This window comes from Streptomyces sp. NPDC002853 (genome assembly GCF_053591915.1).
This window is the reverse complement of the sequence record NZ_JBSFUS010000007.1, coordinates 10,071-25,840: the sequence shown is the minus strand read 5'-3', so window position 1 is coordinate 25,840 and position 15,770 is coordinate 10,071. Positions and strand designations below refer to the sequence as shown.

Here is a 15,770-nt window from a genome sequence, read left to right as displayed (position 1 = left end):
CGACCACGGCGCGGCACACCGACCGAACCCTTGAAGAGGAGCTCAAGTTGTCCGCAAACTACGACTACGACATCGGCATCATCGGCGGTGGTCCGGCCGGCGCGACCGCCGCTTCCTACCTCGCCAAGGCGGGCCTTTCCGTCGTGGTCTTCGAGTCCGAGACCTTCCCGCGCGAGCACGTCGGTGAGTCGCTGGTGCCGGCCACCACACCGGTCCTCATCGAGACCGGCGCGATAGACGCGGTCGAGGCGGCGGGCTTCCCCAAGAAGTACGGCGCCGCCTGGACGTCGGCCGAGGACCGCGACATCGACCACATGGGCTTTCAGGGCCTCGACCACGACTTCCGGGCCGCCGAGGTGCTCTTCAGCGAGCGCGACCAGGCGGGCGTCGACCGCGACTACACCTTCCACGTCGACCGCGGGAAGTTCGACCAGATCCTGTTGCAGCACGCGGAGAGCCTGGGCGCGAAGGTCTACCACGGGGTCCGCGTCAACCGCGTCGACTTCTCCGACCGCGACCGCCCCGTCATCCAGGCGAAGGTCGGCAACCAGCCGATCGGCGTGCCCGTCCGCATGGTCGTCGACGCGAGCGGCCGGCGCACCATGATGGGCAGCCAGCTCAAGGTCAAGGTGCCCGACCCGGTATTCAACCAGTACGCGGTGCACACCTGGTTCGACAACTTCGACCGCAAGGCACTCGCGGTCAACAAGGAGCAGTCGGACTACATCTTCATCCACTTCCTGCCGCTGACCGACACCTGGGTCTGGCAGATCCCGATCACCGACACCATCACCTCCGTCGGCGTCGTCACCCAGAAGTCCCGCTTCAAGGAGGCCAAGGACGACCTGGAGACCTTCTTCTGGGACACCGTCGGTTCACGTCCCGCGCTGTGCGACGCGCTCAAGAACGCCCAGCGCGTCAAGGAGTTCAAGTCCGAGGGCGACTACAGCTACGCGCTGACGCAGATCGCCGACGACTCGCTCATCATGATCGGTGACGCGGCCCGCTTCGTCGACCCGATCTTCTCCAGCGGTGTCAGCGTGGCCCTCAACAGCGCGCGCCTGGCGGCCAACGACATCATCGCGGCGCACGAGGCGGGTGACTTCCGCAGGAAGCGCTTCGACACGTACGTCGACACCCTGCGCAGCGCCGTGCACAACTGGTACGAGTTCATCTCCATCTACTACCGCCTGAACATCCTGTTCACGGCGTTCGTCCAGGACCCCCGCTACCGCCTGGACGTCCTGAAGATGCTCCAGGGCGACGTGTACGACGGGGAGCCCAAGGCGCTCGCCGCCATGCGGGAGATCGTCACGGCGGTGGAGAACGATCCCAACCACCTCTGGCACAAGTATCTCGGGGAGCTCAAGGCGCCCACGGCGGCCGCGAAGTTCTAGACCGCACGGCCGCCGCACAGCCGCCGCAGACCGGGTGGCGCGGACCCACTCGCGCCACCCGGACCTCGTTCCTCACCCACTCGTCGCACTCCCGACGCACTCCCGTCGCATTCCTTGAGGGGGACCCATGCCCGTCCGCAGCGGACCAGTCACCGATCCGGCCATAGCCCTTGTCGGCATCGGGTGCCGTTACCCGGGCGGAGTGGTCGACCTCGCATCCTTCTGGCACGTCCTGCGGGACGGCGTCGACGTGATCGGCGAGATCCCCGCGGAGCGCTGGGGCCCCGAGTTCATCAGCGAGGACGGGGCCGAGCCCGGCACCGGATACTGCCGCTACGCGGGTGTCCTGCAGGGGCTCGACCAGTTCGACGCGGACTTCTTCGGCATCTCCTTCCGCGAGGCCCGCGAGATGGACCCGCAGCAGCGGCTCCTCCTCGAAGTCTCCTGGGAGGCCCTCGAACACGCGGGCCTGACGAAGCCTCAGCTCGCCGGGTCACGCACCGGCGTCTTCTTCGGCATGCTCGGCATGGACTACACGCTCCTGCACTCCAAGACGCGGGGGGTGCGGGGCATCGACCCCTACTACGCGAGCGGCAAGGAGTTCAGCTTCGCGCCGGGGCGGGTCGCCTACACCCTGGGGCTGCACGGGCCCGCGCTCGCGGTGAACACCGCCTGCTCCTCGTCCCTGGTCGCGGTGCACCTGGCGTGCCGCAGCCTGGCCAGCGGCGAGGCCGACACCGCGCTCGCGGGCGGCGTCAACGTCCTCGCCGCCCCCGAACTCTCCATCTTCATGAGCAAGGTGCAGGCCCTGTCTCCCACCGGCCGCTGCAAGCCCTTCGCGGCGGACGCGGACGGAATCGTCCGGGGCGAGGGCTGCGGAGTCGTCGTCCTGAAGCGGCTCGACGACGCACTCGCCGACGGCGACCGGGTACTCGGCGTCATCCGGGGCAGCGCCTTCAACCACGACGGCCGCAGCGCCGGCCTGACCGTCCCCAACGCCTCCGCCCAGGCGGCCCTGCTGCGGGACGCCCTGAGCCGCGCCGACGCCACCCCGGCCGACGTCACCTATGTGGAGACGCACGGCACCGGCACACCGCTGGGCGACCCTATCGAGGCGTACGCCCTGTCGGAGGTGTTCGGCCCCGGCCGTGATCCCGCCCGCAAGCTGCACATCGGCTCGCACAAGGCGAACTTCGGGCACACCGACGCGGCCGCCGGGGTGGCCGCGCTCATCAAGACCGTCCTGACCGCACGGCACCGGCTCGTCCCGCCGCAGCTGCACTTCGGCACGCCCAACCCGGCGATCCCCTGGGCCGACGGACCGTTGCAGATCTCCGCCGAGGCACGTCGACTCGACGGCCCCGACGACCAGTTGCTCGGCGTGAGCGCATTCGGCCTGAGCGGCACCAACGCCCACATCCTGCTGTCCGCCGCGCCCGAGCCGGCGCCCGCCGCCCCCCGCGAGGCGAGCGCCGAGCCCTCGCCGAAGGTGCTCCTCCTGTCCGGTTCCACCGACGACGCCCTGCACGAGCGCGCGAGGAACCTCCTGACCACCCTCGACGGCGACCAGCCCCTGGCGGACGTCCTGCACACGGCGGCGGTCCGGCGCACCCACCACGAGACCCGCGCCACGGTGATCGGCGCCGACCTGGACGAACTGCGCGCCTCACTCACGGACCTGTCCCAGGGCACACCCGACGAGCACACCCTGACCGGTGTCGCCGAGCCCCGCCGGCGCCACCGCACCGTCCTCGTCTTCTCCGGGCAGGGCTCACAGTGGCGGGGCATGGGCCTCGACCTCTGGGAGCGCGAGCCGGCCGCCGCGCGGTGCCTGGAGCGCTGCGACGAGGTGATCCGCGCCGCCGGCCTCCCCGGACTGCGGGAACTGTTCGGCGAGGCCGACCTCACGGCCACCGAGCTCGCCCAGCCCGCCGTGGTCGCCCTGCAACTGGCGATCGCCGAGGTCTGGCGCGAGCGGGGCGTGCGGCCCGACAAGGTCATCGGCCACAGCCTCGGCGAGATCTCGGCGGCCTGCTGGTCCGGCGCGCTCGACCTGCCCACCGCCCTGGACCTCGCGATCCGGCGCGGGCGCATCATGGCCGGCGCCGCGGGCACGGGGCGCATGCTCGCGGTGGGACTGCCCGAGGTCCAGGCCGTCGACACCGTCGCGGGCACCGGGCGCGCGGTCACCGTCGCGACGGTCAACGGACCGAACGCGACCGTGCTCGCCGGGTCCGAGGAAGACCTGACGGCGCTCTCGGAACTCCTGCGCGAACGGTCGGTCACCGCACGTTTCGTCCCCGGTGACTACGCCTTCCACAGCCCGGCCATGGAACCGTACGCCGAGGAACTGCGCGCTGAGCTCTCCGAGTTCGCCGCAGCACCGACTCCCGAGTCGTTCGTCTCGACCGTCACGCCCGACGAGCGCCCCGCCGTACTCGACGCGGCCTACTGGGCGGCGAACGTCCTGAATCCCGTACGGTTCTGGCCCGCCGTACGCCATCTCCTGAACGACCGGGGCGCCGACTTCATCGAGATCGGGCCGCACCCGACGCTGGTGCGCCCGCTGACCGAGGCACTCACCGCCACGCGCCGCCACGGTGTCGCCGTGGCCTCGCTGCGCAGGGACGCCGACGGGCCCGCGACGCTGCTCGGGGCCCTCGCCCAGCTGCACTGCGCGGGCGCCGACATCGACTGGGCGGGCCTGCTCCCCGGCCGCCCTGCCGAGCTTCCTCGCCACCCTTGGCAGCACGAGTCCTTCTGGCTGCCCGAGGTCACCCGTGGCGCGCAGTCCGGCGCGGTCGCCCCCGGCGCCGCGCAGGCGTCGTCCGCCAGGCTCGCCGTCCAGCTGATCGACCCCGAGGGGCGTCCGCTGGGCCCGGCGCAGGAGCTGCGGATCGGTGCCGGTGCCACCACCGGCACCCCCTTGATGCCGGCGGGGATCCCCCTCTCCGCCGGTGACTCCCCGGTCACGGTCCCGACCCCCGACGGGCTGGTCCGGGAGGCCGTACCGTCCGCCGTCGCACCGCACGGACAAGCGGAGGCGACGGCGGACGGGACGGAACCGGCACACGGCGCCACGGGGACGGCCCGCGACCGGCGCGAGCTGATGCGTCAGACATCGGCCGTCCTCGCGGAGATCCTCGGCCAGGACCCGACACGCCGCATCTCGCCCCGCCGCGGCTTCGCCGACCTCGGCCTCGACTCGCTGTCCATCGTCGAGTTCGTCGACCGCCTCGGCATCGCGCTCGGCCTGGAGATCGCCCTGTCCACGCCGTTCGAGCGCCCGTGCCTGGACGAACTGGTGGACTTCCTGCTGCCGGAGGTCCTCGCGAAAGCGCAGGCCCCGGAGAAGGACCAGCTCCCCGCGCGGACGGTCACGCCCGCCGACCCGCAGCCCGCGACGCCCGCGCCTACATCCGCGCCCGAGCCCGCCGACGACCCCATAGCCGTCGTCGGCATGAGCTGCCGCTTCCCCGGCAGCCCCACCGTGCGCGACTACTGGCAGCTCCTCGTCGACGGGCGCGAGGTCATCCGCGAGGTGCCGTCGGACCGCTGGGACGGCAAGGCCTTCCTCTCCGACGGAGCGTGGACGCCCGGCACGATGACCTCCCTGCGGGGCGGCTATCTCGACGACGTACGCGGCTTCGACGCCGCCTTCTTCCGGGTCTCGCCCCGCGAGGCACGCAGCCTCGACCCCCAGCACCGCCTCTTCCTCGAAGTCGCCTACGAGGCCCTTGAGGACGCCGGGGCCACCAGGGAGCGACTGCGCGGCTCGGCGACCGGCGTGTTCGTCGGGATGAACAGTTCCGACCACGCCCAGCACGTCAGCAGTCACCTCCAGGACGTCGACCTGTACTACGGGACCGGCAACTCCTTCGCCGGGGCTTCCGGCAGGCTTTCGTACTTCCTCGGCCTGACCGGTCCGAGCCTCGCGGTGGACACCGCCTGCTCCTCGTCGCTGACCGCCGTGCACCTGGCCGCGCAGAGCCTGCGCCAGGGTGAGAGCGACCTCGCGGTGGCGGGCGGCGTGAACGTGATCCTCAGCCCGGTGATCCCCGTGTCGGTCTCGGCGGGCGGCGCCCTCTCGCCCACCGGCCACTGCCACACCTTCGACGAGGCCGCCGACGGCTACCTGCGCGGCGAGGGTTCAGGGGCGGTCGTGCTCAAGCGCCTCTCCACGGCCATCGCCGACGGCGACCGCGTCTACGCCGTGCTGCCGGGCAGCGCCGTCAACCAGGACGGCGCGAGCAGCGGCCTGACCGTCCCCAACGGCACGGCCCAGCAGGCGCTCATCCAACAGGCCCTCGACCAGGCCGGGTTGGCGGGCAGCGCGGTCGGCTACGCGGAGGCCCACGGCACCGGCACACCGCTCGGCGACCCGATCGAACTGCGGGCGCTCGCCCAGGCGCTGCGCCCTGGGCACTCCACGGCGCGGGAGCCCGATGCGCCGCTCCTCGTCGGTTCGGCCAAGCCCAACATCGGTCACCTGGAAGCCGCCGCCGGAATGGCCGGGCTCATCAAGGCCGTCCTGTCCGTCCACCACGGCCGCATCGCCCCGCACATCGGCGTCACCACCCGGCCGACCACCCAGGTCGCCTGGGAGAAGCTGGGCCTCGAAGTCGCGGGTGGTGACGGGCAGTGGCCCTCGGCCCCCGGCCGGCCCCGCGTCGCGGGCGTCAGCTCCTTCGGCTTCACCGGCACCAACGCCCACATCCTGGTGACGGAGCCGCCCACGGCCGCCCCCGCTCCCCCGGCGCCCGCCCCGGCCCGCTTCGCCGTCCCCCTCTCCGCCGCACAGCCCTCCGCGCTCGCCCCGGCCGCCGACGCCTTCCTCGCCCGGACCGAGGGGATCGACGAGACGGAGCTCGCGGACCTCGCGTACACCGCGTCCGTACGCCGCAGCCGCCTCGACCACCGTGCGGTGGCCGTCGGCCGGAGCCTCACCGATGTCCGCTCCGCGCTGGCCGCGCTCGCGGCGGGCGACGACGACCCCGGCCTGCTCACGGGCACGGCGGAGGCCGCACGATCCTGTGTGTTCGTCTTCTCCGGCTTCGGCTCCCAGTGGGCCGGCATGGGGCGCCAACTCCTGGACTCCGAAACGGTGTTCAGGGACGCGGTGCTCGCCGTGGAGGAGGAGATGCGCAAGTGGATCGCCTGGTCGCCGCTGGCCTCGCTGCGCGGGGAACCCGGCAGCAGGCCGTTCGACGAGGGCATCCCGCAGGAGCTGATCTTCGCCGTGCAGGTCGGTCTGGTCGAGCTGTGGCGCAGTTGGGGCGTGGTTCCCGAGGCGGTCGTCGGCCACAGCATGGGCGAGGTCGCCGCCGCCTGGGCCGCGGGCGCGCTGACGCTCGCCCAGGCCACGGAAATCCTCTGCCTGCGCTCGCGGCTGCTCGACACGGTCGTGGGGACGGGCGGCTCGATCGCGGTGGGTCTGCCCCGCCATGAACTCGCGCCTTATCTGGCCCTGTACGAGGACCAGTTGAGCATCGCGACCATCAACGGCCCGCGCACCACGGTCGTCGCGGGTGACGACGGCGCCCTTGAGGAGCTCGCCGCCGAGCTGAGCGAGGCGAACGTCTTCGTGCGCCGCATCAAGGTGCCGGTCGCCCCGCACTCGCCGCTGGTGGAGCCGTTGCGCGAGCGCCTGGTGACGGGACTCGCCGCTCTGGTGCCCGCCGAGGCCCGCATTCCGGTCTACTCCGCGGTGGCGGGCGGCGAGGTGGCGGGTTCCTCGCTCACCGCCGAGTACTGGGGCCGCAATCTGCGTGACACCGTGCTCTTCCAGGACGCCGTGAGCGCTGTCGAGGACCCGGAGGACCGGGTGTTCGTGGAGATCTCGCCGCATCCGGTGCTCGTGTCGGGGGCCGAGGAATCCCTGACGGCCGCAGGCGTCCGGGCTCCGGTCGTGCTGCCCTCGCTGGTGCGCGACGAGGACGAGGTGGGGGCCCTGCTCAAGAGCCTCGGCGCGCTGCACGCGCAGGGCGTCCCGGTCGACTGGGCGGCGTTCGCCGGACCCGGCCGCCGGATCGTGGAGCTGCCCGCCTATCCGTGGCAGCGCAAGGAACACTGGCTGCCCCAGCAGTCCAAGGAACGTGCCGGGGGTTCGGGTGCCCTGGTCGGCACTCCGGTCCGGCCGGCGAACGCCTCCTGGACCGCGCTCCTGCCGGTGACGGTCGACGGGGTGCGCGCCCCCTGGCAGACCAGCGCCTCCGGCACGGTGGCCGCGCCCGCACTCCTGGAGGCCGCCCTCGACTGCGCCGCCTCGACGGGCGCGCCGACACCAGCGCTTTCCGGCGTACGGTTCGGTCCGGCGCCCCGCACCGACGCCGAGAGCCGGGCTGAGCTGCAGGCCGTGGTCGACACCCGGCAGGGCTCGATGGCGCTGCGCTCCCTGGCCGATGACGCGCCGTCCGATGCCGCCCTGACGGCGTCGACGGACACCGGGGGTGTGAGCGCGCCGCAGCCCGCCGCGCCGGGTGGGCTCGCGGTGGACGAACCCCTGCGGGCGAGCCTCGCCGAGGCTTTCTTGGGGCTGCGGGTGCTGTCGGCGGACTCCGCCGCGGGCGCCGCCGAGATCTCCGTGGAGCTGCCCGACGGGGCGTCCCGGCGAAGGCTGCCGGCCGACCTGCTGCGGCTCGCCCTGCGGCTGGTCGCCGAAGGCGCCGGAACCGGACCCGCCGAGGCCGACCCGCTGCCGGCGTCGATCGGCCTGGTCCGGGTCAAGGCTGCCGCCGACGGAACGGTACGGGTGTGCCGCGGCCCGGTGCGGCTCTCCGCGGACGGGCTGCGCGAGGCGGACGTGACGGTGCTCGACCCCGCGGGCCGTGCCGTGGTGGAGCTGGCGGGCCTGCGCCTTGCCGCACCCCGTGACCTCGTCCCCGCGGACGCCGCCCGGGACCGCCTGGAGAGCCTCCTCTACCGCATGGCCTGGCGACCCGCCCCGCTGCGCCCCGCCGACCACGACGCGCAGGGCCCGGCGCCCGCCTCCCGCTGGCTGGTCTGCGGCGACACCGAGCATCTGGCGGGCGCGGTGGCGGACGGGCTGCGGGACGCGGGAGCCGAGGTGATCCGGGTGCGGTCGACGCAGGTGACGCACCAAGGCCACGCGAGCCCCGCCGACGTATCCCTCGACCCGAACGACCGAGACGCGTGGCAACGGCTGCTCACCGGCACGGATGCCGGGGCGGGGGCCGGCGCGGGCACCACCGCCGTCTGCGACCTCTGGCCCCTGGAGGACCTGGACGCCCGCCCGGACGCCTGGCGGGCCACCACCGCGCTCGCCGCGACCCTCGCCGGCCTCGAAGGCACCGCGCCAAGGCTGTGGCTCGTCACCCGGCACGCACTCGTCCCCGCGGGCCACGCCGGGTTCCCCGTCGCCGCACAGGGCGCCCACGCGGGGCTCGGCCGGACCCTGGCGATGATGCGTCCCGACGCGTGGGGCGGGCACGTGGACCTCACGCACGGCAGCGCGGAGGAGCTGCGGACCCTGGTGGCGCGGCTGCTCTGCGCACCGGGCGACGAGCACCTCCGCGTCGAGCACTCCTCCCTTCAGGTGGGGGAGTTGACGCAGAGCAGGCCGCCCGAGGCGTCCGGCCACGCGCCGCTCTCCGCCGACCGCTGGCACCTGGTGACGGGGGCGCGCCGCGAGCTCGCGCCGCCCGTCGTGGACTGGCTGATCGGGGCGGGGGCCCGGCGTATCGCGCTCGCGGACACCGAACCGGCGTCGGACGAGCCGCTGCCCTGGGACGAGCCCCGCATCGAGGCCTGGCGCGCCCAGGGCGTGGAGATCCGCCGTGCCCCTGGGGCCACCCGCGGTGAACTCACCGCTCTGGTCGGCCAGTTGCGTGCCGATGCCGGGGTCGCGGGCGTCGTCTGCGCGGACTCCCCCGGCACCGCGACACTGCTGGACGAGACCACGGACGCCGCCGTCCACGCGGAACTGCGGCGCGCCACGACGGCGGAGCTGCTGCACGAGCTGACCGCCAAGGATCCGCTCGGCCTCTTCGTCCTGCTCGGCTCGGTGCCCGGCACCTGGGGCGGCGCCGTCACCGGTGCGGCCGCGCCCGCCGACTGGACCCTGCGGGCGCTCGCCGCCCGGCGCAGGGCGAGCGGCCTGCCCGTGTCCCATCTGGAGCTCATGCCCCTCGCGGGCAGTGAACTCCTCGACGAACGGACGATTTTACTGCTGAAGAGCAGTGGGATCGCGCCTCTACAGGAGGAGGATCTGGTCGGTGCCCTCGGCCTGCTCGCCCGCGAGAGCGCCGTGCACGTGTCGGTGGCCGACGTCGACTGGGAGCTCTTCAGGGCCGCGCTCGCGGACTCACCGCACCAGCGGCTCTTCGCCCCGGTGCTCGGGTCGGCCAAGCGTGACGGCGGCACGGAGTTCGTGGCCGGGCTCGGTGAGCTCGACCCGGCCCTGCGCCGCGACCGGATGCTCGACTGGGTCTGCACCCAGGTCGCCGCGGTCCTCGGGCTCCCGGAGGACGACCTCCAGGCCGAGCAGGGCTTCTTCGATCTGGGCCTGGACTCGGTCATGTCCCTCACACTGCGGCTGCGGCTCTCGCGGGGGCTGAAGACCGACCTGTCGTCGACGGTCGCCTTCGAGCACCCCACCGCGCTCGCGCTCACCGCCCATCTGCTCGACCGCCTCGGCTACCCCGCCGACGCCCCGGACGCGGCCGCACAGGCCGCCACCGCGGACGGCGCCGGACCCGGCGAAGCCGGTGACCCGGACGGCATGGACGAACTCGACGACGACGAACTGCTTCGCCAGCTGGAGGCCGAGATCTCCGGCACAGCCCTTGGGTTCGAGGAGAACTGATGACGAACACCCCCGCAGAGAAGCCGAACCGCTCCGCGCAGGAGCCGAACCGGCCCGCGGACAAGCCGGCCCAGCCGAGCCAGGACGTCCTGCGCGGCCGTCTGAAGGAGTCGCTCGGCACGATCCGCAGCCTCCGCGCCCGGGTCCAGGAGCTCCAGCAGCCCCAGCCCCTCGCGGTGATCGGTCTCTCCTGCCGGCTGCCGGGCGGCGGGACACCCGAGGAGTTCTGGGAGTCCCTCGCCGACGGCCGTGACGCGACCTCCGACTTCCCCGAGGAGCGGCACCCGGTCGCCGGTTTCTACCACCCCGACCCGGACCACCCGGGCACCGCCTACACCCTGGCGGGCAATTTCCTCGACGGTCCGGTGGACACGTTCGACCCGACCGTGTTCGGCATCTCGCCCCGCGAGGCCGCGGGCATGGACCCCCAGCAGCGCCTGGTCCTCGAACTGGCCTGGGAGGCCATGGAGGACGCCTGCCTGCCGCCGACCGACCTGGAGGGCCAGCAGGTCGGCGTCTTCCTCGGCGCGAGCACCAGCGACTACGTGCGCATGCGCCAGCAGGAGGGCGCGATCGCCGACGTCGACGCCTACCAGCTGATCGGCGAACCCAGCTTCCTGGCGGGCCGCATCTCCTACACCTTCGGGCTTCAAGGCCCCAGCATGGTCATCGACACGGCCTGCTCCTCCTCCCTGGTCGCCCTGGAGCAGGCCTGCCTCTCGCTGCGGTCCGGCGCCTGTGACATGGCGCTGGTCGGAGGGGTGAACCTGATGCTGTCGCCGTACGGCTTCGTGCTGGTCAGCAAGTTGCGCGCGCTGTCTCCCGACGGACGCTGCAAGACCTTCGACGCGTCGGCCAACGGCTATGCGCGCGGCGAGGGCGGAGCCCTGTTCGTCCTGAAGCGGCTGAGCGAGGCGGAGGCCGCGGGCGACCGCATCCTGGCCGTCGTCCGCGGCGTCGCCACCGAACACGACGGGCGCAGCAGCGGCCTGACCGTGCCCAATCCGTCGGCGCAGCAGAGCGTCATCAGCTCCGCGCTGAAGGACGCGGGGGCCGCCCCCGCCGAGCTCGGCTATGTGGAGGCGCACGGCACCGGGACCCCGCTGGGCGACCCGATCGAGCTGAAGGCCCTCGACGCCATCACGCGCAAGGACCGCCCCGCCGACCGGCCGTTGCTCGTCGGCTCGGTGAAGACCAACATCGGCCACCTGGAGCCCGCCGCCGGCGCCGCCGGGATCCTCAAGGTCGTCCTTGCCCTGAAGCACGACACGCTGCCGCGCCATCTGCACCTCAACAACCCCAATCCGCAGGTCCCCTGGTCCGATCTGCACCTGAAGGTCACCACCGAGGAGACAAGCTGGCCCGAGGGTCCACGCCTGGCCGGAGTGAGCAGTTTCGGCGCGAGCGGCACCAACGCGCACACCGTGATCGGCGAGGCACCCAAGCCCGCGCCGCGCGGCGGCACCACCCGTGACACCGGTCTGCTGACCCTGAGCGCCAACAGTCTCCCGGCGCTGCGGGCGATGGCGACGTCGTACGAGGCGCGTGTGCGGGACGCGGATCCGCGCACCCTGGCGGACATCTGCTACACCACGCACATCGGCCGGGCCCGCATGAAGCACGGGCTCAGCGTCTCCGGCACCCGTGAGCAACTCGCGTCCGGTCTTGCCGCGTTCGCCGCGGGCGAGCGGTCCGAGCAGGTCACGGTGCACGCCCCGACCGGTGCCAAGGCGCGCCGTCTGGGCTGGCTGTTCACCGGGCAGGGTTCGCAGTACGCCGGAATGGCGTCCGAACTCGCGGCGAGTGAACCGGTGTTCGCCGAGGCCCTGGCCGAGTGCGTGGCCGCACTCGACCCCTATCTGACGGAGCCGCTGGGCCCGGTCCTCGACGGAAGCGGCCCTGCGTCCGAGCGGATCAACCGGACCGGCTTCACGCAGCCCGCCCTGTTCGCCGTCGAGTACGCCCTCGCCCGGATGTGGGAGTCGTGGGGCGTACGGCCGAGCGCGCTGATCGGACACAGCCTGGGCGAGATCACCGCGGCCTGCGTCGCGGGCGTCCACTCGCTGCAGGACGCGGCCCGGCTCATCACGGCCCGCGCCCGCCTGATGGAGGCGCTGCCCGCGGGCGGCGTGATGGAGACGCTGGTCTGCGACGAGGAGACGGTGCGCGCCGCGATCGCCGGGGCGGGACGGGCCGGTGACGTCGCCGTGGCGGCGGTCAACGGCCCCACCGATGTGGTGCTTTCGGGCCCCGGCGCGGAGGTCGGCGAGGTCGTCGCGCTGCTCGCCGCGCAGGGCGTCAAGCACCGGCCGCTCGCGGTCTCGCACGCCTTCCACTCGCCGTTGATGGCGCCCATGCTGGAGGAGTTCCGCGCCGTCACCGAGACCCTGACGTTCCATCAGCCCAAGTATCCGATCATCTCGAACGTCACGGGCAAGGAGTGGGGCTCCGAGCAACTACGCCCCCAGTACTGGTCCGAACACGTCATGGCACCGGTCCGGTTCGCCGAGGGAATCACGACGCTCCACGAGACGGGTTGCCGCACCTTCCTCGAACTCGGCCCGGCCCCTGTCCTGTTGGGCCTCGGCGCCCGCAGCCTGCCGGAGGACGGCGTCTGCTGGATCCCGTCCCTGCGCCGGGACCGGGCGGACGGCCACATCGTCGCCCAGGCCCTGGGCGCCCTGCACCACCGGGGCGTGCCGGTCGACTGGGCGGCCGTGCACCGCGCCGAGGAGCCGCGCCGCTCCGCCCTGCCCAGCTACCCCTGGCAGCGGGAGCGGTACTGGTTCAAGGAGGAGGGCGCGGGCGGGACGTCGCCCGCCGCCGCACCGGACGACTCCCCCGGCGCCTTCTTCGACGGGCACCTGCTCTCGGGGCAGCCCACCTTCTCCCCCGAACTCGACGAGCTCCCAACGGTGTTCGTGCAGACCGGAGGGGACGGCCGCCGCTCGGTCTCGGCGGGCGGTTTCTGCAACTGGGCGCTCGCCGGCGCCGCGAAGCTGCCCGGCGCGCAGCCCCGTGTCGTGGAGCGCTTCGTGGTGGGCGAGCCGCTGCTGCTCGACGCCGAGCACCGGCCCGGCCAGGTGCGCGTCTACGTCCTGCCGCAGGACGACGAGGGGCGCTCGCTCTTCCTCTGCTTCTCGCTGCAGGGCGGCGACTGTGTCGAGTCCGGCAGCTGGCGGCTGCACGCCCGTGGCGTCCTGGCCCGCCGCACGCCGGACGCACGTCCCGGTGGCGGCGACCTGGCCGCCGTGCGGGCACGGTGCCTGCCGGTCGCCCCGGCCGACGTCACCGTCCCCGTCTGGGCGGAACCGGTCCTGAACGAGGTCTACCAAGGCCCCGGAGAGGTGCTCGCCGAGGTCAACTCCGCCGCCGAGGAGCTGCCGAGGGGTGCGCTCCTCGACCTGACGATCGGCCTGCTCCGGCAGTCCGCACACGTCGGGGAGGCCGCCGACCCCAAGGCGTCCAAGGTGCAGCCGGTCGGCGTACGCCGCTACATCCACGGCTGGCTCGACCCCGCGGACCCCGAGGCGCAGGACGGCGAGCTCCGCGGCGGTTTGGAGATCCTGGGCGCCGACGGCAGCCCGCTGATCATGATGCGGCACGTCCATCTGCGCTCGTCGTCGGCGGACCTGGACGACCTGCCGCGCAGCCCGCGCGAGGACACCGTCTGGGAGCAGGCCTGGCAGCCCGTGGACCCGGCGACGGCGACCGGCGAGCGGGAGCTGCGCGGGCAGCGGGTGCTTCTGGTGGGCGGCGGCGCGGACAGCGTGCGCAGCGGCATCGTCGAGGCGACCACCACGCAACTCGCGCTGCGGGGCGCCCTGGTGACGCATGCGGAGGCGTCCGTGGACGCGGTCCGTGCCGCGCTCCCGTCGCAGGGGACGTACGACCATCTCGTCCTCCTCAGCGGCCTCGACCTGCCGGTGGCCGGGTACGACTCCTCCGCGATCCAGCAGGCCCGTGAGCAGGCGGAGTACGTGTTCCTCGCCGCGGTGAAGCAGTTGGTGACCGAGGAGTCCGCCACGCGGGTGTGGGTGGTGACCCGGGGCGCCCAGTTCACGGGCCCCGGCCAGTCGGAGATCTGCCTGCCCGCGGGCCCGCTGTGGGGCCTCGGCAAGGTGGCGGCCCTGGAGCACCCCGAGCTGTGGGGCGGCCTTCTGGACCTGGACCCGGCGGGCTCGCCGGACGAGGCCGGGCAGATCGCGGCCCTGCTCGCGACGGAGACCGCCGAGGATCTGACGGCACGCCGGGCAGGGGCGCTGCTCGTGCCCCGCCTGATCCCCGCGCCCGTCGCGGAGTCCGCCGCCGAGCGGCCCGTCCCGCAGCTGAGCGACCTCGGCAGCTATCTCGTCACCGGCGGCCTCGGCAGCCTCGGTCTGCTGGTCGGCGAGTGGCTCGCGGGCCTCGGCGCGGGCACCGTCGTCCTCGTCGGGCGCGGCGGGCTGCCGGACCGTTCGGCCTGGGACGCCCCGGAGCTCGACGACGCGACGGCCGCCAGGATCGCCGGGGTCCGCCGCATCGAGGCCCTGGGCGCCGACGTACGCGTGGTGGCCCTTGATGTCGCCGACGAGACGGCGCTGCGCTCGCTGACGGATCAACTGGGGCTCGCGGGCCGCCCGTTGCGTGGCGTGGTGCACGCGGCCGGGCTCTCCGAGCCACAGTTCCTGCGGGAGAGCGACCCCGAGACGTACGACCGGGTCATGCACGCGAAAGCGGCGGGCACCTGGGCGCTGCACGACGCCACCGTCGACCAGAACCTGGATCTGTTCGTCTCCTTCTCCTCCATCGCCTCGGTGTGGGGCTCGCAGCACCTGGCCGGGTACTCGGCGGCCAACGCCTTCCTGGACTCCTTCGCGTACTACCGGAAGCTGCGGGGCCTGAACGCGACGACGGTCAGCTGGGGCCCCTGGGGCGCCCGGTCCGGGCTCGCGGACGACTCCGTGATGGCCTTCCTGCGCTCCATCGGCCTGCACCAGCTCAATCCCGCCCACGCCCTTGAGCTGCTCGGCGAGGCGATGGCCGACGGCGTCGCCAACCGCACGGTGTGCTCGGCGGACTGGGCGCTGTTCCGCGACCTGATGGAGGCGCGGCGCGAGCGGCCGATCCTGAGCGGCATCCGTTCCGCGCCCGCCGCCGGCGCCTCCGCCGGGGCCGAGCCGGGATCGCTGACGGCGCGGCTGCTCGGCCTGCCGCGCGACGAGCGGCTCGCGGAGATCAACGAGTACGTACGCGTGCAGCTCTCCGGAATCCTGCGGATGGAACTCGACACGCTCACCGCGGACACCCGGCTCGCCGACATGGGCCTGGACAGCCTGATGGTGATGGAGCTGATCAGCCGCTGCAGGGACGACCTGGGCCTGGAGATCAACAGCCGCGACTTCTTCGCCTGCCCCGGCATCGACTGGGGCTCCTTCCTGCACGAACTGATCGAGGAGAAGTACCCCGCCGCCGGCCTGTCGGCCGCGCCGCGCCAGGCGGCCACCGCATGACCGGCGCCCGACCCGAACCCGCCCCGGCCCCCGAAGGAGCCGGCACAGCACCCGAAG

At 73.3% G+C, this 15,770-nt stretch carries 3 protein-coding genes; all 3 read left to right on the top strand.

Annotated features, from left to right (window positions below):
* The first annotated feature begins 47 nt into the window (after window positions 1-47).
* The 3 genes from ACWD02_RS19750 (at window position 48) to ACWD02_RS19740 (ending at window position 15,713) form a co-directional block, all read left to right on the top strand.
* Window positions 48-1,397 (top strand): NAD(P)/FAD-dependent oxidoreductase, encoded by a 1,350-nt coding sequence (locus ACWD02_RS19750; RefSeq protein WP_451212144.1) that lies wholly within the window; start codon window positions 48-50, stop codon window positions 1,395-1,397.
* A gap of 127 nt (window positions 1,398-1,524) precedes the next feature.
* The gene (locus ACWD02_RS19745; protein WP_451212141.1) at window positions 1,525-10,221 is read left to right on the top strand and encodes a type I polyketide synthase; all 8,697 of its coding nucleotides are present in this window, start codon (window positions 1,525-1,527) and stop codon (window positions 10,219-10,221) included.
* Window positions 10,221-15,713 carry an SDR family NAD(P)-dependent oxidoreductase gene (locus ACWD02_RS19740; protein ID WP_451212138.1) on the top strand — a complete coding sequence of 1,831 codons (5,493 nt, stop codon included), beginning with the start codon at window positions 10,221-10,223 and terminating at the stop codon, window positions 15,711-15,713. The genes ACWD02_RS19745 and ACWD02_RS19740 overlap by 1 nt, the downstream gene beginning before the upstream one ends.
* Window positions 15,714-15,770 lie beyond the last annotated feature (57 nt).